At 64.8% G+C, this 20,824-nt stretch carries 18 protein-coding genes and 2 pseudogenes; 9 read left to right on the plus strand and 11 right to left on the minus strand.

All coding sequences use genetic code 11. From position 1 onward, the window contains the following. Window positions 1–21 precede the first annotated feature (21 nt). The 4 genes from hrcA to BQ4436_RS01945 all read right to left on the minus strand — a co-directional run bounded on the left by hrcA (window position 22) and on the right by BQ4436_RS01945 (window position 5,085). On the minus strand, window positions 22–1,038 hold the full coding sequence (gene hrcA / locus BQ4436_RS01930) for a heat-inducible transcriptional repressor HrcA (RefSeq protein WP_070362083.1): 1,017 nt from the start codon (window positions 1,036–1,038) through the stop codon (window positions 22–24). Between the two features lie 32 nt (window positions 1,039–1,070). Then, window positions 1,071–2,222 (minus strand): radical SAM family heme chaperone HemW, encoded by a 1,152-nt coding sequence (hemW, locus tag BQ4436_RS01935; RefSeq protein ID WP_070975328.1) that lies wholly within the window; start codon window positions 2,220–2,222, stop codon window positions 1,071–1,073. Window positions 2,223–2,481: 259 nt separating this feature from the next. Then, window positions 2,482–3,150: a hypothetical protein gene (locus BQ4436_RS01940; protein WP_083290858.1), complete on the minus strand. Its 669-nt coding sequence runs from the start codon at window positions 3,148–3,150 to the stop codon at window positions 2,482–2,484. Window positions 3,151–3,246: 96 nt separating this feature from the next. Next, window positions 3,247–5,085 carry an AMP-dependent synthetase/ligase gene (locus tag BQ4436_RS01945; protein ID WP_070975329.1) on the minus strand — a complete coding sequence of 613 codons (1,839 nt, stop codon included), beginning with the start codon at window positions 5,083–5,085 and terminating at the stop codon, window positions 3,247–3,249. An 84-nt stretch (window positions 5,086–5,169) separates the two neighbouring features. Between BQ4436_RS01945 and malQ the strand changes: the two genes are divergently transcribed. Next, window positions 5,170–7,308, plus strand: a complete 2,139-nt coding sequence (malQ, locus tag BQ4436_RS01950) for a 4-alpha-glucanotransferase (protein ID WP_070975330.1) — start codon at window positions 5,170–5,172, stop codon at window positions 7,306–7,308. 4 nt (window positions 7,309–7,312) lie between these two features. Here malQ and BQ4436_RS12130 read toward each other — a convergent pair whose 3' ends face one another. Genes BQ4436_RS12130 through BQ4436_RS01960 form a run of 4 tightly spaced genes read right to left on the minus strand, consistent with a single transcriptional unit; the run spans window position 7,313 to window position 10,330 of the window. Further along, complete coding sequence (locus tag BQ4436_RS12130) at window positions 7,313–7,453, minus strand: hypothetical protein (protein WP_168156168.1); 141 nt, start codon at window positions 7,451–7,453, stop codon at window positions 7,313–7,315. An 11-nt stretch (window positions 7,454–7,464) separates the two neighbouring features. Next, entirely contained in the window at window positions 7,465–7,593 is a 129-nt protein-coding gene (locus BQ4436_RS12385) for a hypothetical protein (protein WP_255364707.1), read from the minus strand. Then, window positions 7,586–9,562, minus strand: a complete 1,977-nt coding sequence (locus BQ4436_RS01955) for a M3 family metallopeptidase (RefSeq protein WP_070975331.1) — start codon at window positions 9,560–9,562, stop codon at window positions 7,586–7,588. Before BQ4436_RS01955 ends, BQ4436_RS12385 begins: the two co-directional genes overlap by 8 nt. A 27-nt stretch (window positions 9,563–9,589) precedes the next feature. Continuing rightward, window positions 9,590–10,330, minus strand: a complete 741-nt coding sequence (locus BQ4436_RS01960; RefSeq protein ID WP_070975332.1) for a class I SAM-dependent methyltransferase — start codon at window positions 10,328–10,330, stop codon at window positions 9,590–9,592. 107 nt (window positions 10,331–10,437) lie between these two features. On the opposite strand from BQ4436_RS01960, the pseudogene BQ4436_RS11465 reads away from it, so the two are divergent. Continuing rightward, window positions 10,438–10,941 (plus strand): annotated as a pseudogene (locus BQ4436_RS11465) (carboxylesterase family protein); the annotation flags it as partial. Window positions 10,942–11,090: 149 nt separating this feature from the next. Here the strand turns inward: BQ4436_RS11465 and BQ4436_RS11470 are convergent. Further along, a pseudogene (locus BQ4436_RS11470) lies at window positions 11,091–11,453 on the minus strand (hypothetical protein); the annotation flags it as partial. Here BQ4436_RS11470 and BQ4436_RS01970 point away from each other — a divergent pair. After that, the gene (locus tag BQ4436_RS01970) at window positions 11,388–11,894 is read left to right on the plus strand and encodes a hypothetical protein (protein ID WP_070975334.1); all 507 of its coding nucleotides are present in this window, start codon (window positions 11,388–11,390) and stop codon (window positions 11,892–11,894) included. The pseudogene BQ4436_RS11470 and the gene BQ4436_RS01970 sit on opposite strands and share 66 nt — an antisense overlap. Window position 11,895: 1 nt before the next feature. Here BQ4436_RS01970 and idi read toward each other — a convergent pair whose 3' ends face one another. Together idi and BQ4436_RS01980 are read right to left on the minus strand one after the other, a co-directional pair. After that, window positions 11,896–12,453, minus strand: a complete 558-nt coding sequence (gene idi, locus BQ4436_RS01975) for an isopentenyl-diphosphate Delta-isomerase (RefSeq protein ID WP_070975335.1) — start codon at window positions 12,451–12,453, stop codon at window positions 11,896–11,898. Continuing rightward, the gene (locus BQ4436_RS01980; RefSeq protein ID WP_240492791.1) at window positions 12,453–12,923 is read right to left on the minus strand and encodes a hypothetical protein; all 471 of its coding nucleotides are present in this window, start codon (window positions 12,921–12,923) and stop codon (window positions 12,453–12,455) included. Before BQ4436_RS01980 ends, idi begins: the two co-directional genes overlap by 1 nt. Window positions 12,924–13,072: 149 nt before the next feature. On the opposite strand from BQ4436_RS01980, the gene BQ4436_RS01985 reads away from it, so the two are divergent. From BQ4436_RS01985 to BQ4436_RS02010, 6 genes are all read left to right on the plus strand, one after another. After that, window positions 13,073–14,935: an ABC transporter ATP-binding protein gene (locus tag BQ4436_RS01985; protein ID WP_070975336.1), complete on the plus strand. Its 1,863-nt coding sequence runs from the start codon at window positions 13,073–13,075 to the stop codon at window positions 14,933–14,935. A 52-nt stretch (window positions 14,936–14,987) separates the two neighbouring features. After that, window positions 14,988–16,109 (plus strand): MalY/PatB family protein, encoded by a 1,122-nt coding sequence (locus BQ4436_RS01990; protein WP_070975337.1) that lies wholly within the window; start codon window positions 14,988–14,990, stop codon window positions 16,107–16,109. Between the two features lie 6 nt (window positions 16,110–16,115). Then, the gene (treS, locus tag BQ4436_RS01995; RefSeq protein WP_070975338.1) at window positions 16,116–17,825 is read left to right on the plus strand and encodes a maltose alpha-D-glucosyltransferase; all 1,710 of its coding nucleotides are present in this window, start codon (window positions 16,116–16,118) and stop codon (window positions 17,823–17,825) included. A gap of 10 nt (window positions 17,826–17,835) precedes the next feature. Continuing rightward, window positions 17,836–18,966, plus strand: a complete 1,131-nt coding sequence (locus tag BQ4436_RS02000; RefSeq protein ID WP_070975339.1) for a phosphotransferase — start codon at window positions 17,836–17,838, stop codon at window positions 18,964–18,966. Window positions 18,967–19,025: 59 nt separating this feature from the next. Further along, window positions 19,026–20,390 (plus strand): branched-chain amino acid transport system II carrier protein, encoded by a 1,365-nt coding sequence (gene brnQ / locus BQ4436_RS02005; RefSeq protein ID WP_070975345.1) that lies wholly within the window; start codon window positions 19,026–19,028, stop codon window positions 20,388–20,390. 9 nt (window positions 20,391–20,399) lie between these two features. Continuing rightward, a partial coding sequence (locus BQ4436_RS02010) for an MsnO8 family LLM class oxidoreductase (protein WP_143000764.1) occupies window positions 20,400–20,824 on the plus strand: 425 nt, incomplete at its 3' end.

A 20,824-nucleotide genomic window follows, 5' to 3' on the forward strand; every position in this document is an offset into this window, starting at 1 on the left:
TTCCCTTTCAACACTTCGAAGTTATTCGCCCCGCAAAATGCGACTGATGTACTGAGCCACGGTGGCAACCTTTTGCATGGTACCCGGATAGTCCATATGTGTCGGACCGACCACCCCAAGGCCGCCGAGCGCCTCGTCGCCAGCTCCATATGCAGTACTAACAATGGAGGCCTGAGAAAATTCCTTTTCCTCATTCTCGTTGCCAATACTGACCGAGACGTGCTCCAGCTGCTGCGCGTTCGCCAACAGCTTCAGCACGATCACCTGCTGCTCCAGCGCCTCAATCACGCTGTGCAGATCCACCATCCGGTTCACGCTCAAGTTCCCGGCGCCCGCGATGAGCAGCCGGTCGGTTGTGGTCTCCACCAGCGTCTCGATGAGCACCGCCGTCGCCCGCTCCACCGCATCCGCGATAACCGGCGGCGCCTGCGCGTGCAGCATCTTCAGCGCGGCGGAGGCATCGCGCATCGTCTTGCCCACCAGCACCGTATTGAGCAGGTCCCGCAGCAGGAACACCCCGTCGGTGCCCAGCGGCGCGGCGAGCTCCACGTTGCGCTGGTCCACGCGCCCGGTGTCCGTGATCAGCACCAGCAGCAGTCGCGTTGGAGCCAGCGCCACCACCTCGCAGTGCTTCACGCGAGACACGTTCAGCGTCGGCAGCTGCACCACCGCCGCCTGGTTCGTCAGCTGGGCCAGCAGCTGCACGCTGCGGCGCAGCACGTCCTCCATGTCCACGCCGTGCTCAAGGAAGTCCAAAATGGCGTGGCGCTCCGCTGTGGACAGCGGTTTGACGTCGTGGAGGGCGTCGACAAACGCGCGGTACCCGGCCTCCGTCGGGATGCGCCCCGAGGACGCGTGCGTCTGCGTGATGTAGCCCTCGCGCTCCAGCACGCTCATGTCGTTGCGGATGGTCGCCGAGCTGACCTTCAGCCCGTGGCGCTCCACCAGCATCTTCGATCCGACGGGTTCCTGCCGCGCAATATAGTCGGCGACGATTGCGCGCAGCACCCGCTGTCTGCGATCATTCGCTGCACTCATTAGCACTCTCCTTCGTCGACTGCTAACTCATACTACTCTGCCTCTTCGGCAGCCAAAATGTCCGTCACGATCCCGTCCGCCAGCAAGCGCCCGGCATCAGTCACGGCCACGCGCTCACCCGCAGTCAAAAGGCCCGCCGCCACATACTTCTCGACGACCCCCTCCGCCCCCGAACCAATCATCCCCCGAGGCACACCCTCCTTCAGACGCAACCCCAGCATCACCTGCTCCTCGTGCCGCTCCTGCGGCGTGAGCGTCTCCCCGCCGTCAATCGGCAGCGTGCTGTCGGCGAGCAACTGGTTGTAGCGCTCCGGCCGCTTCACGTTCCAGAACCGGCGGTCCCCAATAAACGAGTGCGCCCCCGGGCCCGCGCCCCACCAGTGCGCGCCACGCCAGTACAACAGGTTGTGCTGGCACTCCCCACCTGGCCGCGCCCAGTTGGACACCTCGTACCAGCCGAACCCGGCCGCCTCCAAGGTCTCAGCGATCATCTCGTAGCGGTCCGCGTACACGTCCTCCTGCGGCTCGGGCAGCTCACCGCGGCGGATCTTGCGCGCCATGGCGGTGCCATCCTCCACGATCAGCGAATAAGCACTCACATGGTCGACGCCCGTCGACAGGATGGCGTCGAGGGTGCGGCGTACGTCGTCGTCCGTTTCCGTCGGCGTGCCGTAGATCATGTCCAGGTTCACGTGCTCGAAGCCGGCGTCGAGGGCCTCCTTGGCCGCCGCGACCGCCCTGCCCGGCGTGTGCTTCCGGTCCAACACCTTGAGCACCGACGCCGACGCCGACTGCATCCCCAACGACACCCTCGTAAAGCCGTGCTCCAGCAGCCCCGCGAAGTACGCCGGATCCGTCGACTCCGGGTTCGACTCCGTCGTCACCTCCGCCCCCGCCCGGATGCCGAAGGTGTCCCGCACCATCGACAACACCCTGCCCAGTCCATCCGCCCCCAACAGCGAGGGGGTCCCACCCCCGATAAACACTGTGCTCGCCTCAGCCACGCCCGGCTGGTGTGCCGCCAGCTGCAGCTCCTTTTCCAGCGACTCTAGGTACTCCGCGTGGGAGCTCTCCACCTCCGTCGGCGTATAGGTATTGAAGTCACAGTACCCACACCGTGTCGCGCAAAACGGCACGTGGATATAGACGCCAAAGTCGGGCTGTGATTGCTGCGCTGTGTTCATACCTCGCAATTGCAGCAGACCGGGGCCGAGTTTGCGAATTGCATTCGAGGCGTGCTCCCTGGCCGGCCAGTGCCAAAAGACGCAACCCCTTTTTCACGACCTGGGCTTTTGCCTCCTCCCCCAACAAGAAGTGCGTCCTTTGGCACTGCTACATGAGGACAAGCACCAAATTCCCTCACAAACCATCAGCGAACTGGGCAGACGCAAACCCCCGCCCTCAAATGAAGGAATTTGGTGCGCACCCCCTCGTGCCACAGACCTACGCCCCGCGGCGGCGGCGCTTCGCGGCCACCTTCGCCACTATGGCGTCCACCCGGGCGCGCTCCTCGAGAAACTGTGGCGGGGCGACACCGCGCATCGTGCGCACGAACGCGGGGTGGTCGATGCAGACGGTTTCCATCCAGCCGTCGACGGCGGCCTCGACCAGCTCGCCGACCCGCGCATACAGGTGCGGCAGGCTCACGGCACCCAGTTCCCTTGCGACCATCTCGGTCTGCTCGAGCGTGTACTGCACGATCTCACCGAGGTGCTGCACGGTCAGGTCGGTGCGACCGGCAAGCGCATCCTGCATGGTCTGCACGGAGAACGGCGCTTGGAGTGGAAAGAGGTCTTCGAGGCCGGCGGCGTCGAGAAGCTCAGGCTCGGGGATCTTTTCCTCCGGCCGGTAGGAGGCGGAGAGCACCCCGGCGCGCATCCCGGTCGTCAGCGCCTGGCGAAGCCCGATAAGTTCGCCGACGATGCGGCGGGCGTCGTTGCGGGCATCGTCGACGATTTCGACGAATTCGGCGAGGCAGTCGTCGGTAAGTTCGCCGTCGTAGTCTGCGACTGCTTCGGCGAGGTGCTCCGTGTATTCAGCGACTTCGTCGCCGATGTTGTAAATCTCCTGTGTCAGCTCACGGTGGCGTAGCATCGCTGCAGTTTTATGCACGAATAGCCCCCTTCTGGCTCACAGGAAGTACGGATCAAAAGTCGATGGAAATGTTAAGCCATGGGCGCGCCCCACGGGTTGAGGCGCGCCGGGGGCTTAGCGCTCGTAGAGCTTGTCGATGTCCTCACGGAAGCGCTCGAACACCACATTGCGCTTCACCTTGAGGGTTGGCGTCATCTCGTTTGCCTGCTCGCTCAGGTCACGGTCGAGGATGCGGAACTTCTTGATCGCCTCGGCGTGCGAGACGGTCCCGTTGGCAACGTTGATGGCGTCTTGCACCTCGGCGCGCAGGACGGGGTCGCCGGCGAGGTCGCTGAGTTTGCGGTTCTCCGGGATGTTGTGGGTGGACTTCCAGCGCTGCAGCTCTTCCTCGTCGAGGGTCACCAGTACGCCGACGAACGGCTTGCCGTCGCCGACGACGAGCGCGTTGGAGATCAGCGGGTCCTGGCGGATGATGTCCTCCATCGGCCCCGGTGAGATGTTCTTGCCGCCGGCGGTGACGATGAGGTCTTTCTTGCGGCCGGTGATGCGCACGTAGCCTTCGTCGTCAACCTCGCCGAGGTCGCCGGTGTTGAACCAGCCTTCGGTGAAGGCTTCCTCGGTGGCGGCTTTGTTGTTCCAGTAGCGGTCGAAGACGCCGGGGCCCTTGAATTCGATTTCGCCGTCGTCGTTGGTGCGGACTTGGTAGCCGTTGACCGGGCGCCCGACGGTGCCAATCTTGTTGGCGTTCTTGTTATTGACGCAGGATGCGGCGCAGGTTTCGGTGAGCCCGTAGCCCTCGTAGATTGGGATGCCGATGCCGCGGAAGAAGTGCAGCAAGTCGGCGCTCATGGCGGAGCCGCCGGTGATGCCGTACTTCACGGAGCCGCCGATGGCCTCCTTGATCTTGGAGTAGACGACGCGATCGAAGACGCGGCGCTTCGCCTTGAGTATCCGGCTCGGCCCCTCGGGGGTGTCCATGGCCTTGGAGTACTCGATGGCGGTCTTCTCCGCCTCAAGGAACGCAGCCTTGCCGATGGCGGAGCCGTCCGCGGCCTTGTTATAGGCCGCATTGCGGACCTTCTCGAAGACGCGCGGCACGCCGAGCACCATGTTCGGCTGGGCGCGTTGCAGCTCCACGGTCAGGGTGTGGGTATCGGCCCAGTGGGACTGGGTGGCGCCCGCCATCGTCAGCGCGAGGCTGACTGCGCGCTGCAGCACGTGCGCCAGCGGCAAGAAGGTGACGACGCGCTTGCCGGGGCGGGCCACCTCACCGATGTCGTTCTTGATCAGCGCCCAGGTCTGGTGCGCCCAGTTGCCGTGGGTTAAGGCCACGCCCTTCGGGCGGCCGGTGGTGCCGGAGGTGTACACGATGGACCCGAGGTCGTCGTGGGTGAGGGAGGCGGAGCGGGCGTCGACAAGCGACTGCTCGACGTCCCTGCCCTCGAACTTGATGGTTTCGACCCCGGCGGCGTTGAATTCGTAGATCTTGCGCAGCTTCGAGCTCGAGTCCTTCAGGCGCGGCTTGCCGTCTTCCTGGAGGAGGAAGGCGCTCATCAGCTGGGTGTGGTCGCGCGACTCGGTGAAGGCGATCTCGGCGCCGGAGTCCTCGAGGATCCACTGGATCTGGTGCATGGAGCTCGACGGGTAGATCGGGACGCTGACCGCCCCGGCTGCCCAGATGGCGAAGTCAACGAGGGACCACTCATAACGGGTGGAGGAAAGCACCGCGATGCGGTCGCCCGGCTCGACGCCGTTTGCGATGAGCCCCTTGGCCGTTTCGTAGACCTCTTCGAGGAACTCCCCCGCGGTCACATTGACCCAGTCGTAATTACGTGGGCGGGAAAACAGCACGATGTGAGGCTTTTTCGTGCAGATATCCACGAGCGCCGACAGGCAGGTGTCAGTGGGACTCAGCTTGAATCCGAGCGGAGTTGTGTACGTTTCTGAAGCCATGGTTGGCAAGGTTACCTGACAGAAACTACCTTTTGCGTGAGCTCCACTCTGCAAAACATCAGTTCTTTGGCACAATGGGTTGATGTGACCAACGTAGAACTGCTCCATTCGTTAGCTTCCGCGTACGGGTTCGGCACGAGCTACCGCGCTTCCAACGGTGCGATGACCACCCCGCCGCCGGAATCATTCATCTCCCTGCTGCAGGCCCTGGGCGTCAACATTAGCGACGCCCCCTCCGACGAGGAGCTGCACCACCTGATTCACGCCAGGCACCAGTATTGGGCGACTCGCCCGCTGCCGCCCTGCGTCGTGGCGACGGCCGGGCAGGAGCGCCACTTCAACGTCCACGTGCACGACAGCCACCCAGCCCACACTTGGATCCAGCTTGAGGACGGCACCCCGCGCGAGACCTACCAGGATGAAAACTGGGCGCCACCAACTGCCGACGTCGCCGGCGTGGTCTGGGGCGAGGCCACCTTCCACGTTCCGGGCAACCTGCCCCCGGGCTACCATACGCTGCACCTGGAGTCCGATAACTTCAAGGACTCCTGCCCGCTGCTGGTCGTTCCGGCCCGTCTAGAGAGCAACCAGCGCTACATCGATAACCCGGTCTTCGGTGTGATGGCGCAGCTGTACTCGGTGCGCTCCGAGCAGTCCTGGGGCATCGGCGACTTCGAGGATCTCGGCACGCTCGCGGTGCTGCTGGCTGAGCAGGGTGCTGACTACCTGCTGATCAATCCGGTGCACGCGGCACAGCCAATCCCGCCGGTGGAGGACTCGCCGTACCTGCCGACGTCGCGCCGCTTCGTCAACCCGATCTACATCTCTGTCGAGGCGGTTGATGAGTACTACAAGCTTGACAAGGACGCGAAGGTCCAGATTGAGCGCATGGTCGCTCCGCTGAAGGCACTCAACCGCAGTGCGGAGCCGCTGCGTCGCAACGAAATCTTCGAGACGAAGCTCGCCGTACTTCGCGAGCTGTTCTTCATCGCCTGCGCCGATGAGCGCCGCACCCACGACTTCGAGCTCTTCTGCCTCGACGAGGGCGAAGGCCTCGAGGAGTTCGCCCGCTGGTGCGCAGTGGAGGCGATGGAGACCGCGCCGTCGCGCCACGAGCTCGACGAGGAGCTCGAGGAGCTCACCCGCTTCTACATGTGGCTGCAGTTCATCGCCGACGAGCAGCGCCGCCGTGCCCAGGACAAGGCGCTGGCAGCGGGCATGAAGGTCGGCATCATGACCGACCTCGCCGTGGGTATCCACCCCGATGGTGCCGACGCCAACACGCTTGCCAACGTGCTCGTCCCCGAGGCGTCCGTCGGTGCCCCGCCGGACCAGTACTCCCAGCAGGGCCAGGACTGGTCGCAGCCGCCATGGCACCCGCAGGCGCTCGCCGAGGCCGGCTACGAGCCGTGGCGTGAGCTGCTGCGCACTGTGCTGCGCCACTCCGGCGGTATCCGCGTCGACCACATCCTTGGTCTCTTCCGCCTGTTCTGGATGCCACGAAACGTCTCCCCGATGTTCGGCACCTACATGAATTACGACCACGAGGCCATGGTGGGCACCCTGGTGCTCGAGGCGCAGCGTGCGAACGCCGTGGTGGTAGGCGAAGACCTGGGCACGTTTGAGCCGTGGGTCCAGGACGTCCTGCAGGACAAGGGCATCCTTGGCACGACGGTGCTGTGGTTCGAGTCGTACGACGACGGCTCCCCGCTCCACACCTGGGATTACCGCCGCTTGGCGTTGTCGGCCGTCGGCACGCATGACCTGCCGCCGACCGCTGGCTACCTGCGGTTCGCGCACAACATCCTGCGCGACGAGCTCGGCCTGATCGAGGAGCCGCTCGAGGAGCTCAACGAGCAGGACCACCAGTGGCAGGCCCGCGTGCTTGACCGCGTGCGCGAGGACGGCCACTTCCACGGCACTTCCCTTGAGCACACCGAGTTCACGCAGCTGAGCGCCGAGGAGTTCGCCCGCGACGTCGACGTGGAGGACCTGCTCGTCGGCCTTACCCGCTTCATCGCCGCCACCCCATCGGCGATGACGGTGACGAACCTGGTGGACATGGTCGGCGATACCCGCATCCAGAACCAGCCGGGCACCAACGCGGAGCAGTACTCCAACTGGTGCATCCCGCTGACGGACAACAACGGCAAGGCGGTCCTCATCGAGGACCTGCCGAGTATCGAGCTGTTCGGTCGGGTCGCGGAGGCGTCGAAACGCTAGCGCGCTAGAGCAGCCCGGCCAGGGCCGCGACGATGACCAGCGCAATCATCACCCACAGTGCCTGTGTGACACGGGACTGTGGGTATTTGCGTTTCTGCTTCGGAAGCTGCTGATCGCGCTTGCGGAGTTCTTCAGGGTTGGCCATAGTTGACCACCTTACTTCTTCGAAATTTTGTACGCGATCCAGTCACTCAAACGCAGCATCGCCCACGAGGCCACCCCCGCGAGCGGCAGCGCCACCAGCAGGATCAGTGGCGTCTGCAGCCATGGCGACAGATCAAACATCGCTGCCCTCGAGCCCGCGGCGGACCAGCAGAGCGCGGGTGTCCTTGTCGCGGCCGCGGAAGGCGCGGTAGGCCTCGGCGTAGTCGCGCGCGGCACCAACCGAGAGCACCGTGTCCCGGAACCGCTGGCCGCTGTCCCGGTTGATGCCGGATTCCTCAATGAATTGGTAGCCGTCGGCGTCCAACGCCTCCGCCCACAGGTAGGAGTAGTAGCCCGCCGAGTACCCGCCCGCGAAGATGTGGTTAAACCACGTGGAGCGGTAGCGCGGCTCGAGACCCTCGACGTCTAGGCCAACCTTCTCGAGTGCGCGCTGCTCGAAGGCATCGATATCCTCCGGCACCTCGCCGTCGAGCGAGTGCCACGCCAGGTCAATCACGCAGGCCGCCAGGTACTCCGCGGTGGCGAAGCCCTGCCCGAACGTCCGGGACTGGCGCACGGCCTCCAGCAGCGCATCCGGGATGACCTCGCCGGTGTCCACGTGGCGCGCGTAATTACGGATGATCTCCGGCGCGAACGCGTAGTTCTCATTGATCTGGGAGGGGAACTCCACCCAGTCGCGCGGCACGTTGGTGCCGGAGAGCGTCGGGTAGCGCACGTTGGACAGCAGTCCGTGCAACGCGTGGCCGAACTCGTGGAACACGGTCGTAACCTCGTCGATCGTCAGCAGGTCGGAGGTCAGCGACATCACGTTCACCACGACGGGCTTCGTGCCGGTCAGCGTCGACTGGTCCACGAAGGAGCTCATCCAGGCTCCCCCGCGTTTCGACGGCCGCGCCCCGTAATCCGTCAGCAGCAGGCCAATGCCGGTGCCGTCTTCCTCCTTGACCTCCCACACGTGCACGTCGTCGCGGTAGCCGTGCAGGTCCTCGCGCTGAGTAACCGTGATGCCGTAGAGCAGGTTCGCAGCGTAGAAAACGCCGTCGCGCAGCACCTGCTGCAGCGGGAAGTACTTGCGCAGCTCCGCGTCGTTCACCGCGAAGGCCTCCTCCCTGCGGCGCGCTTCCCAGTACGGCCAATCCGCGCCGTCCAGTTCCATCCCGGCCAGCTCCCCTGCCAGCTTACGTTCCGCGGCGGCGTTCGACGCGGCCGCGGGCGCGAGGTCGCTGATAAGTTTGCGGGCCGCGGCCGCGCTACCGGCGGTTTCCTCCGCGATGACGTAATCGGCGTGCGTGTCGAAGCCGAGCAGCTTCGCGCGCTCCTGGCGCAGCCGCACCGACTCGACCACGAGCGCACTGTTGGTGTCGCGGCCGCGCTGGCGGGAGGCGTCGAACAGCTTGTGGCGCGCGCTGCTGGACTCGAGCTCGGCCTGCAGCGACTGGGTCGTCGGCAGCTCGATCGGCACGACGTAGGCGTCTGGGTTGTCTGGGTCCTCTGCGTCGCGGTAGGCGGCGAGCTGCTCCTCGCTCAAGCCCGCCAGCTCGTCGCGGGTCATGCGCACCGCGAGCTTCGTCGTGTCCGCGAGTAGGTTGCGGCCGAACTGCTCGGAAAGCTCCGAGAGACGCTGATTCAGCTCGCGCAGGCGCTGTTTGCCTGCCTCGTCGAGCTCCGCGCCACGGCGGGTGAACCGGCGCAGCAGCAGGTCGTAGAGGCGGCGCGACTCCTCGTCCGCCGGGGCCTCCACTGCACGCAGGTGGCCATAAAGTTCTTGGGTCTGGTAGATCGCGTCGGTGTGCGCGGACAGGCGTGGCACGATCGCGTCCGCGACCTCGTCGAACTCAGGCGAACCGTCGGTGCCCTGCAGGTTGAAAAACCATGCCAGGACTCGCTCTAAGTCGCTGCCCGCGCGCTCCAGCGCCTCGACGGTGTTCTCCCACGTCGGGGTGTCCTCGGCACAGATACGGGCGATTTCTTCTTCATGGAGCACGAGCGCCCGCTCGAAAGCGGGCAGCACGTGTTCAAGGCGGATCGCCTGGAAATCAGGCAGTCCATACGGCAAGTCGGACGGGTGCAACAACGGATTGTCAGTCATGGCACCCCATCCTACTTGGGGTGTGAGTTAGGCTGGCTTGCGGCCAATCACCAGGAAGGTCGGGCGCGACTCGTGTCCCTGTGGCGTGCCGAACTCCTCGTCGATCTTGGCAATCTCCGGCAGCTCAACAACCTCGACGTCCTCCAGGCCAGCGGCGCGGAAGACCTCTGCGTATGCCTCCGGGGAGTCGGCCGTCGCGAGTGGCAGCTCCTCGAGTACGTCGTCGGTGTAGGTCAGCACGAAGGAGTCCGGGCCGTTATCGGAGATGACCTGCGTGTCCTTCGAGATCCCGTTCGGGAACCAGGTCGCGTCCGCGGCGATGATCAGACCGCCAGGCTTCAGCGCCTCGGCCCAGCCACGGATCGCCTCCGTCGGCTCGCGCAGCGTCCACAGCAGGTAGCGGCTGACAACCACGTCGAAGTCGAAGAAGGACGGGGGCAGGTCCGTCACGTCGACTTCGGCGAACAGTGGGGTATTAATGCCTTCTTCCTGGCGAAGCTCCGCTTCGTCGCGGGCCTCATCGAGCATTGGTTCGCACGCATCCACGCCGACGACCGCGTAGCCGAGCTCCGCAATGATGTGCGCAATGTAGCCGTCACCCGTGCCCATGTCCAACACGCGAACCGCGTCCTGCGGCATGTAGCGCTTGAAGATGTCAGTCCACGCTGCGCGGTCTGCCTTGGCGCGCTCTGCTGTCCTGTGTTCGCGGTGGTATGCCTCAGCCCGGCCTGCCCAGTACTCGGTGATGCGTGCTTGGGTATCTGTCATTTGGGACAACTCATTCCTACAGAAGAAAGACAATAATCACTCACTAGCATAAGTCACCTTCGGCAGCTCGTCGAGGAACTTGGCGGGAGCGTTTACACTGGCCTGTCATGGACGTCACCATCACCTGCCCCGCCGGCGCGATCACCGGCACCGCCACCACAGCCACCCGCGAGTTCTACTCCATCCCCTACTCGCGTATCGACGTCCCTTTCGATCCCCCACGCCCCGCCCCCGAGGGTCATCTCATCGACGCCACCACGCCGCACCCAGACACCATCGGGCTGAGCATCACCACCCCGGCGACGGCGCGGGCCCTCGACGACTACCCGGTGATGGTCTATCTGCACGGCGGCCGCTTCGAGGAAGGCAACCACTGTGAGACCACCTCCCAGCCGGAGGCGTTCGCGAAGCAAGGCGTCGTGCAGGTGCGGGTGGGGTACCGTCGAAAATTCCCTGGACTGCTCCCCTTCACCAATGACACGTCGTTCCGCGCGGTGGAGGACTGCCAGGAGGCGCTGCGGTGGGTGCTGCGCAACATCGAGCACTTCGGCGGCGACCCAACCAACGTCACGCTGGTCGGGCACTCGGCGGGGGCGGCGCTGGCGCTCTGGTTGGCGCCCGTCTCCTATACACATCTCGCTGTGGATAAGAGCCAGTGTCGAAGCCGGGCAGCCTCGCGCGCTCCCGGCGCAGCCGCACCGACCCGACCACGAGCGCCCTGGTGGGGCAGCTCGGGAGAGCGGCGTGGAGGGGANCGCGAGGGGTCGAGGTCGAGTGGGATGTTCAGGGCCTCGAGGACGTCGGCGGAACCGGACTTGGAGGACACGGACCGGTTGCCGCATTTCACCATCGGCACCCCGCCCGCGGCCGCCACCAACGATGCCGCGGTGGTGATGTTGATGGTGTTTGCGCCGTCGCCGCCGGTGCCGGCGGTGTCCATCAGCCCCTCCCCCGTCACCGGGAACGGTCGGCCTGCGGCGAGGAACGCGCGTGCCGCGCCGGCGATGTCGGCGAAGGTTTCGCCGCGGGTGCGGATCGTGGCAAGGAGTGCTGCGATGTGGACGTCGTCGTAGTCGCCGACGTGCCAATCGTGGTCACCTCCATCCGCGAGGAGTTCCACCAGTCCGGCGAGGGCTTCAACGCCTTTGGCGCCACGTTTATCCGCTGCTTCGGCCGATTCTTCGGCGCCAAAAGCGCGGCGGCCCGGCGCAACTACATCGAGGCCGCACGAACCACGGACCCCGGCGCTCTCGCGGGCAGGTTCCTATCGGACGCACTGATCCGTCGCTGGGTCGACGACGCCTGCGAGCACGGCCCCGCCGACATCCGCCAGATCGAGTTCTGCGCAGATACGCCACTTGGCCACAGCTACGAGCTCGAGACGCTCTTCGGAGAGCCTACGACCCACATCGGCCAGCTCATCTACGACTACATCTGCAGCGGACAGGCCGACTGGCCCGCCTACCGCCTGGGCCGAAACGTCCTGCGCGCCTCGCTCAGCGCGGACACCACGACCGTCGTGGAGGATCCGCTGCGCAGCGTTCGGGAGGCGTTCAACCAGTAAGTCAGCGCCCGGCGCGCTCCAGCACAGCGCGCAGCCGCTTATCCGCCAGTTCTTCGACCAGCCACGGCGAAAACGCGAACGGGGTCGCGTCCGCCGCGCGAACAACGTCGGCGGGGTCCGCCCAGTGCCACGAGTCCACCTCATCCGGGTTCGGGTCCACAGCCTCGTGGCCGGGGGCCAGGCGCGCGGAGTACACCGGGCAGATTTCGTACTCGACGATGCCGGAGGAATCCACCGCACGGTAGCGGAACTCCGGCAGCACCGGCGTTATGTCCAGCACAGCCCCCTCCGGCAAGCGCAGTTCCTCGACCGAGCGGCGCAGGATCGCCGCCGGCACGTCCTCGCCGGGGCCGGGGTGGCCGCAGAAGGAGTTGGTCCACACACCGGGCCACGTCTTCTTCCCCAACGCGCGCCGGGTGAGCAGCAGCTGGCCGTCCTCGTTGAACAGCCAGCAGGAAAACGCCAGGTGCAGCGGGGTGTCCCCGGTGTGCACCTCGGCCTTGTCCGCGGAGCCGATCGGCGCGCCGTCTTCACTGAGCAGGATTACTTCTTCGCGCATTAGTTATTCAGGTTCCCCTTGAACTTCACGTTGCCGATCGTAAACTCCGCATCCCACAGGCCATCCGGGGTCACGTCGAAGGCATACTTCGCGTTCGTGGTTGCCCCCGGACCCAGCGGGCGGTCCACGCCGAGGATGTCCACCCCGGCCTGCTCGGCGCTGATCGGGTTGGCGTCGACAAACTTGTTGTTGCCGGTGTTGTAGCGCAGCTTCGGCTTGAGCACGTCAACGGGCATTGGCACGTCGCTCTTGTTCGTCACTGCCACGACGATGATGCTGCCGGCGCCGGTGCCGTAGCTGCTGCCCTGCCACTTGTAGGACAGCTCCATCTTCGGGTCATCGACGCGCTCGCCGGTGATCTCAGTGGAGGTCACCGGGTCCACCTGCTCTTGGTGGAACTCCGGCTGTGGGGCGCCAGTGGGCGTCGTCACCTCGATGTCAGTGGATGTTGCGGTGTCATCCTCAGACACGCACCCGCCCAGCGTGAGAGTAGTAACGAGCAGCAAGACCGCAGCTGACAGTGTGTGGTGGCGCATCGGTGCCCTTTCATATGGTTCAAGCGAAAACAATTGGTCACTATTGTACGAGTATCTCCCGGTCGCGCTACGCTGGGCACCCTATGCAATCTCTCACCCGTGTGTTACGAAGCGCTTCTGCCCTGTGGCCGTTCTACCTCGCCATCGTTGTGATCTCGACGGTTGTGGCAGGCCTTGGGCTCATTTCGCCATTTATCGTCCGCGAGGCAACCGACACAATTGTCGACGCCATCAATAACTCCGACAACGCTCCCGCCGACCCAGTGCGCACCGTCCTGTGGCTCGCGTTCGCGCTGTTTATTGCGACCTCGCTCAGCGGGCTGGCGAAAAATGTCTCCGGCTACCTCGGCGACGTCATGGCGGCGAGGATCCGGCAGATCCTGTCCACCCGCTACTTCGCCAAACTGCTTTCGCTGCCGCAGCGCTACTTCGACACCCAGGTCACCGGCACCATCATTGCCAGGCTGGATCGTTCGATTGCCTCGGTGACACAGTTCATCCAGTCTTTCTCCAACAACTTCTTGCCGATGATCATCCAGATCATCGCCATCCTCATCATCACCTCCTTTTATTACTGGCCACTGACCCTGCTGTTGTTGGCGCTCTTCCCCGTCTACACGTGGCTGACGGCGCTGACCTCGAAGCGGTGGCAGAAGTGGGAGGCGGAGAAGAACGCGCAGATCGACGAAGCGAACGGGCGCTTCGCGGAGGTCGTCGGCCAGGTCAAGGTGACCAAGTCATACGTGGCGGAGGTCCGCGAGCTGGACAAGTTCGGCAACCACTACAACAACACGGTGAGCATCACCCGCCCGCAGTCGCGCTGGTGGCACTCCATGGACGCCCTGCGCGGGCTGGCGATGTCGCTGATTTTCATGGGGATCTACATGATCCTGTTCGTGCGCACCATCCAGGGCCACTTCAGTATCGGCGACATGGTCATGCTCATCCAGCTGGTCACCATGGCCCGCCAGCCGGTGATGATGCTGAGCTGGATCGTCGACAGTGCCCAGCGCGCCGTCGCCGGTTCCCGTGACTACTTCCAGGTCATGGACGAGGAGGTGGAGCCCACCGCGAACCGCGAGCTCGTCGCCGCCACCCAGACCTCAGGCGTTCCGGAGCTCACCGTTGTAAAGCACCGCCCGCTGCCAGTCCACGAGCCCGTCGTGGAGTTCGACTCGGTCACCTTCGAGTACGAGCCTGGCGAGCCCGTCATCCACGACATGAGCTTTCGCGCCCACGCTGGGGAGAAGGTCGCCCTGGTCGGAGAGTCCGGCGGTGGCAAGTCCACCATCGTGAACCTGCTGCTGGGCCTCTACCCCATCCAGGAAGGCACCCTGAAGGTGTGCGGGCAGGATCTGGCGGAGCTGGGCGTCGAAAAGCTGCGCGCGACCACGGGCGTGGTGTTCCAGGAGGCGGCGCTGTTTTCTGGCACCGTCTTTGAAAACATCGCCTACGGCAAGCCGGACGCGACGATGGACGAGGTGGTCGCGGTGGCTAAGCGCGCCAACGCGCACGACTTCATCATGAAGTTCACCGAGGGCTACGACACCGTCATCGGCGAGCGTGGCCTGCGCTTGTCCGGCGGGCAGCGCCAGCGCGTCGCCGTCGCGCGCGCGATGCTCAAGGACGCGCCACTGTTGATTCTCGACGAAGCCACATCCGCCCTCGACACGAAGGCGGAGCGCGCCGTGCAGGCCGGGCTCGACGCGCTGATGGAGGACCGCACCACCATCATGATTGCGCACCGACTGTCCACCATCGCGGACGTCGATACCATTATCACGTTGCGTGACGGCCGCATCGACGAAATTGGTACCCCGGCGGAGCTCGCGGTCTCCGGCGGTATTTATTCAGAGCTCCTGCGGCTTACCGCGTCCTCGTCTGCGGCTGATCGTGCCAGGTTACAGGCGTTCGGCTTCCACTCCGACGACAATGACGAGGAGTAGCAAGCTTGCGAGCCTGTGGCGAGTAAGGGCGGTCTGACTACAGTCTTGGGACATGAAGTTCCCAGACCTTTCCACACTCCGAGACCGCCGAACCCGCAAGTGGACCGTGCACGACGAGCACGTGCTGCCACTGTTTATCGCCGAAAGTGACTTCCCCACCGCCCCGCCTGTGAAGGCGGCGGTGCTCGACGCCGTCGAGCGCGAATGCCTCGGCTACACGCCCGCCCCACGCGCCCAGTGTCTGGCGGAGAACGTTTCCGAGTTTTACGCGCAGCGCTACGGCTGGCGCCCTGACCCGGCGCGGATTGTTACCGTCCCCGACGTAGTACGCGGTGTGCTGCTCGCGATCGAGCACTTCACCGAAGGCGATGTCATCGTGCCGGTGCCTGCGTACTTCCCCTTCCTCGAGATCGCCTCAACCGCGGGGCGCAATCGCGTGGACATCGGCAGCGAAGGCGGCCTGGACCTGGCAGAGGTCGAAGAGGCGTTTCGCAACGGTGCCGGCTCCATTATCGTGACCAACCCGATGAACCCATGGGGCTACATCTTCAGCCGCGAGGAGCTCGACGCGATCTGCGACATCGCGCGCCGCTACGGGGGCCGCGTCATCGTTGACGAGATCCACGCCCCGATCGTCTACGAGGGCAGCCACGTGTGCGCCGCCGAGCACAACCCGGACGTGTGCATCACGATCACGGCGACGTCGAAGGCCTGGAATGTGGCAGGCCTGAAGTGCGCGCAGATACTCTTCTCCAACGATGAGGACGTGGCCACCTGGAACGCGCTGTCCGACATCACAAAGGAAGGCACGGGCACGCTGGGCATCGTGGCTGCGGAGGCCTGCTACGGGCAGGGCACCGAGTACCTAGACCAGCAGGTAGAGCAGCTGCGGGCGAACCGCGACTGGCTCGTCGAGGAGCTGCCGAAGCAGATCCCCGGCATCACCTTCCCCGTCCCGGAGGCGACCTACCTGCTGTTGGTGGACTTTTCCGGCACGAAGCTCACCACCGAGACCCCGGCCGAATGGCTCTTGGAACACGCGGGCGTGGCGCTCAACGAGGGCACCAGCTTCGGGCCCGGCGGCGCGCACAAGGCGCGCCTCAACTTCGCCACCTCGCCCGAGATCCTGCAGGAAGCCGTCCAGCGCATGGCTGAGGCAATCAAGCTACTGTGAGGAAGCATGAACGAAAACGACAAACTTCCTACCCCGCAGGCCACCGACTTCTCCACACCCACCCCGGCCGCCGAGCCGTGGGAGCGCCCTGACCCGGAGTGGTACAAGGACGCAGTATTTTACGAGGTGCTGGTCCGCGCTTTCTTCGACCCGAACGGCACCGGCTCCGGCACCCTCCAGGGCCTGGAGTCCAAGCTGGACTACCTGCAGTGGCTCGGCGTCGACTGCCTCTGGATCCCACCGTTCTACGATTCGCCGTTGAAGGACGGCGGCTACGACATTCGGGATTTCCGCAAGGTGCTGCCAGAGTTCGGCACGGTGGAAGACTTCGTCTCCCTTATCGACGCCGCCCACCGCCGCGGGATCCGCATCATCACCGACTTTCCGATCAACCACACCTCCGACCAGCACCCCTGGTTCCAGGAGTCCCGCCGCGACCCGTCCGGCCCCTACGGGGACTACTACGTGTGGTCGGATGACCCGGAGAAGTACGCTGGCACCCGCATCATCTTCATCGACACCGAGGAGTCCAACTGGACGTTCGACCCGGTGCGCAAGCAGTACTTCTGGCACCGCTTCTTCTCCCACCAGCCTGACCTGAACTACGACAACCCGGCGGTCCAGCAGGAGATTTTGGACGTCATCCGCTTCTGGCTGGATCTGGGGATGGACGGCATCCGCCTCGATGCCATCCCGTACCTCTTCGAGCGCGAGGGCACCTCCTCGGAGAACCTGCCGGAGACGCATGAGTTCATTAAGAAGGTCCGCGCGTTGTTCGACGAGGAGTACCCGGGCCGCTTCCTGCTCGCGGAGGCGAACCAGCTCCCGGAGGAGGTCGTCGCCTACTTCGGTGCGGGCGAGGGTGACGAGTGCCAGATGGCGTTCCACTTCCCGGTCATGCCGCGCATCTTCATGGGGATCCGCCAGGAGCTGGCGCAGCCGATCGTCGATATCCTGCGCGAGACGCCGCCGATTCCGGAGTCCGCGCAGTGGGGCATGTTCCTGCGCAACCACGACGAGCTCACGCTCGAGATGGTGACGGACCAGGAGCGCGAGTTCATGTACCAGAACTACGCGTTCGAGCCGCGGATGCGCGCCAACGTGGGCATCCGCAGGCGCCTTGCTCCGCTGCTGGGTGGGCACCGCGGGCGCCTGCAGCTGGCGCACGCGCTGCTGCTGTCCCTGCCCGGTTCGCCGTTTTTGTACTACGGCGACGAGATCGGGATGGGCGACAACATCTGGCTGCCTGACCGCGACGGTGTGCGCACCCCGATGCAGTGGTCGAACGACCGCAACGGCGGCTTTTCCAAGGCGGATCCGGAGCGGCTCTACCTGCCGCCGGTGCGCAACGACCAGTACGGCTACGACATTGTCAACGTCGAATCCCAGATGAAGCTGGAGAACTCTCTGCTGCAGTGGGTGCGCCAGATGATCATGATCCGCAAGCAGTACCGCGCGTTCGGCCGAGGCTCCTACATCGAGGTGGATCACGCAAACCCGCAGGTGTTGGCGTTTATCCGTGAGTACGAGGGGGAGCGGATCCTGTGCGTGCACAACATGTCTTCGCGCCCGCAGGCCGTCGAGATGGACTTGTCGCACTACAACGGTGTGGTGCCCCGCGAGCTGACCGGCGGCGAGGAGTTCCCGGCTATCGGTGAGCTGCCGTGGCTGAGCACACTCGCGCCGCATGGCTTCTTCTGGTTCGATATCTCCTAACATTGGTCACATGATTGATATTGCTGCGCAGCGCTTCTACGGCGCGAAGTCCGAGCCGGTTGACGCCATCGACGTCGTCGCCGCGGAAGATGTCACCTCCCCCACCATCGGAAAACACTTCACCTGGCAGATCCTCGCGGTGCACCACGGCGGCACGGTCGACCATTACCAAGTGTTTGTCGACGCCACCGGCACCCACGACGTTCTGCACACCCCCGAAGGCGCCGAGGCCTACCTGGCCAACGTCGCAACATTTGGCGCGGTGGAGGGCACCATCGACTCCGCAGGCGCGCGCCCGCTCGGGGCCGAGCAGTCGAACACCTCGCTGGTGGTTGGCGAGCACATCGTCAAGGTGTTCCGCCGCCTCGAGGACGGGCTGAACCCAGACGTTGAGCTGCTGAGCCAGATCGCGGACTGCCCAGCGGTCGCCGCGGTGCGCGGCTACGCCACCCGCGACGGCCAGACCCTTGCGATGCAGCAGGACTGCATCGTGGGCGGCACCGACGGCTTCGTGCTCGCCACAGGCGGCACGCTCGACACCAGCGGCACCAAGGCGCTCGGCACGGCGATCCGCCAGGTGCACACCGCGCTCGCCGAGGCCTTCCCCACCGAGACCGCCAGCCCGTCGTCCCTGCGCACACGGCTCACGCACCACTTGGACTCCTACATCCAGCGCGCGCCGGTGCTCGAGCAGTACCGCGAGCGCATCCTGAAGCTCTACTCGCTTCTCGACGCCAGCTCCGCCGCCACCGCCACGACACCCCTGACCACGCAGCGCGTCCACGGCGACCTCCACCTTGGACAGACGCTGAAGACGGATTCCCAGTGGTTCCTCATCGACTTCGAGGGCGAGCCAGCCCGTCCGCTGCAGGAGCGCCGTCTGCCGGATCACCCGCTGCGGGACGTAGCTGGGATGATCCGCTCCTACGGGTACGCCGCGGCTGTGGGCGGGTTTGACGCTGCCTGGGAGCGGGAGCACGTCGAAAAGCTGTTGGAGGGTTACGGCACTGCCCCCGCGAGCGAGGACCCGGTTCTTGCAGCGTACGTGGTGGATAAGGCTGCGTACGAGGTGGTGTACGAGGCGAACAACCGCCCAGATTGGGTGGAGATTCCGTTGAGGGCGATCGAAACACTCGTATAAACGTCTCACAGAATGGAAAAGATTTCCCATTTTTTCGCTGTGTGTTGTACTGTGTGGCAATGGACCATACACAGAACGCTCAAACGGGCACGAAACAGGGAAACTCCACCCAGGCGGTCGTCGTCACCGCGCTGGCACTGTTTTCCATGTTCTTCGGTGCCGGCAACCTGATTTTCCCACCAATCCTGGCCGTCCAGGCAGGCGATAACTTCTGGCCTGCCATCCTCGGCTTCCTCAGCACCGGCGCGCTGCTGCCGGTGCTGGCGGTCATCGCTATTGCACTGTCCGGCACGAACGTGCGCGACCTCGCGCAGCGCGCAGGCAGCATCTTCGGTGTTATCTTCCCGGTACTCGCCTACCTGTCCATCGGCGCGTTCTACGCGCTGCCACGTACCGGCGCGGTGTCGATGGAAACGGCCATCACCCCGCTGTTCGGTGTGTCCGGCCTGTTCGCCTCGGGCGTGTTCAACGTCATCTTCTTCGGCATTGCCCTGGCGCTGAGCTGGAACCCGAACACCATCATGGAAAAGCTCGGTAAGTTCCTCACTCCGGCGCTGGTCATCCTGCTGATCGTGATGATCGCCGTTTCACTGTTCCGCTGGGACGTAGAGCCTTCCGCCCCTTCGGAACACTACCAGTCCGGCCCGTACCCGACCGGCCTGCTGGAGGGCTACCTGACGATGGACTCCATCGCCGCGCTGGCCTTCTCCATTGTTGTGATTTCCACGCTGCGTTCGAAGGGCTTCCCTGAGGGCAAGAAGCTGGTCAACGGCACCATCGCAGCTGGCGTCGGTGCGGGCGCGCTGCTGGCACTCATCTACGTCGGGCTGGGCATGATCGGTCGCGTGATGCCGGACTCCAACCAGTTCGATAACGGCGCAGGCCTGCTGGCTGAAGCCTCCAACCTGACGATGGGCCAGGCGGGCCAGGTCATCTTCTCACTGATCGTGCTGCTGGCCTGCCTGACCACCGCAGTCGGCCTAATCACCGCGACCGCAGAGTACTTCTCCACCGAGTTTGGCGGCGCCTACCGCACGTGGGCAGTCATCTTCACCATCGCCTCGATGGTCATCGCGACCCAGGGCCTGGACTTCGTGATGACGATTGCCGCACCGGTCATCGGCTTCCTGTACCCGCCGGCCATTGCCCTGATCTTCGTCACCCTGGTCGAGCCAGCGTTCAAGCGCCGCCTGACCTTCCGCTGGGCGTTCTTCCTGCCAATCTGGGTTGCTGTGGTCTGGTCCGCAATCGAGACCTTCATTTCCCTGGACTGGGGCGCCGACGCCTTGCGTCCGCTGGTGACGTGGGCTCCACTCGACTCCGCGGGCCTCGGCTGGGTCCTGCCGGTGGTTGTCGCGTTCGTCATTGGCCTGGTCGTGGACCTGGCCCGCCCGAAGCAACACGCGGAGGCCGTCAACGCGTAGTGTGGGGCCATGTCTACCCCACTCTCACTGATTGATTTTTGCACCAGATACTCCGGCGAGTCCGTCGCCGACGCAATGCAGCGTTCCGTTGCATTCGCGCAGAAGGCGGAATCGCTGGAGTATTCGCGTATTTGGTACTCCGAGCACCACAACATGCACAGCATTGTCTCCTCGGTGCCCGCGGTGCTCATTGCCCACATCGGGGCGAAAACCGAGCGCATTCGGCTCGGCGCGGGTGGCGTGATGCTGCCGAACCACTCGCCGTACGTGGTTGCGGAGCAGTTCGGGATGCTCGAGGAGCTCTACCCGAACCGTATTGATCTCGGGCTTGGCCGCGCCCCGGGCACCGACCAGCAAACGCTCGGCCGCGCCCTGCGGCGCGACCAGCTGTGTATAAGCGACAGGATCCTGTGCGGGCACAACATGTCTTCGCG

The sequence above is a fragment of the Corynebacterium sp. MC3 genome (genome assembly GCF_900099485.1).
GTDB lineage: Bacteria > Actinomycetota > Actinomycetes > Mycobacteriales > Mycobacteriaceae > Corynebacterium > Corynebacterium pseudogenitalium.

Excerpts from the sequence above, each read along its gene's own strand:
- hrcA (WP_070362083.1), bottom strand. The coding sequence starts at position 1,038 with ATGAGTGCAGCGAATGATCGCAGACAGCGGGTGCTGCGCGCAATCGTC.
- hemW (WP_070975328.1), bottom strand. The coding sequence starts at position 2,222 with ATGAACACAGCGCAGCAATCACAGCCCGACTTTGGCGTCTATATCCAC.
- BQ4436_RS01945 (WP_070975329.1), bottom strand. The coding sequence starts at position 5,085 with ATGGCTTCAGAAACGTACACAACTCCGCTCGGATTCAAGCTGAGTCCC.
- BQ4436_RS12130 (WP_168156168.1), bottom strand. The coding sequence starts at position 7,453 with ATGGCCAACCCTGAAGAACTCCGCAAGCGCGATCAGCAGCTTCCGAAG.
- BQ4436_RS12385 (WP_255364707.1), bottom strand. The coding sequence starts at position 7,593 with ATGTTTGATCTGTCGCCATGGCTGCAGACGCCACTGATCCTGCTGGTG.
- BQ4436_RS01955 (WP_070975331.1), bottom strand. The coding sequence starts at position 9,562 with ATGACTGACAATCCGTTGTTGCACCCGTCCGACTTGCCGTATGGACTG.
- BQ4436_RS01960 (WP_070975332.1), bottom strand. The coding sequence starts at position 10,330 with ATGACAGATACCCAAGCACGCATCACCGAGTACTGGGCAGGCCGGGCT.
- idi (WP_070975335.1), bottom strand. The coding sequence starts at position 12,453 with ATGCGCGAAGAAGTAATCCTGCTCAGTGAAGACGGCGCGCCGATCGGC.
- BQ4436_RS01985 (WP_070975336.1), top strand. The coding sequence starts at position 13,073 with ATGCAATCTCTCACCCGTGTGTTACGAAGCGCTTCTGCCCTGTGGCCG.
- BQ4436_RS01990 (WP_070975337.1), top strand. The coding sequence starts at position 14,988 with ATGAAGTTCCCAGACCTTTCCACACTCCGAGACCGCCGAACCCGCAAG.
- treS (WP_070975338.1), top strand. The coding sequence starts at position 16,116 with ATGAACGAAAACGACAAACTTCCTACCCCGCAGGCCACCGACTTCTCC.
- BQ4436_RS02000 (WP_070975339.1), top strand. The coding sequence starts at position 17,836 with ATGATTGATATTGCTGCGCAGCGCTTCTACGGCGCGAAGTCCGAGCCG.
- brnQ (WP_070975345.1), top strand. The coding sequence starts at position 19,026 with ATGGACCATACACAGAACGCTCAAACGGGCACGAAACAGGGAAACTCC.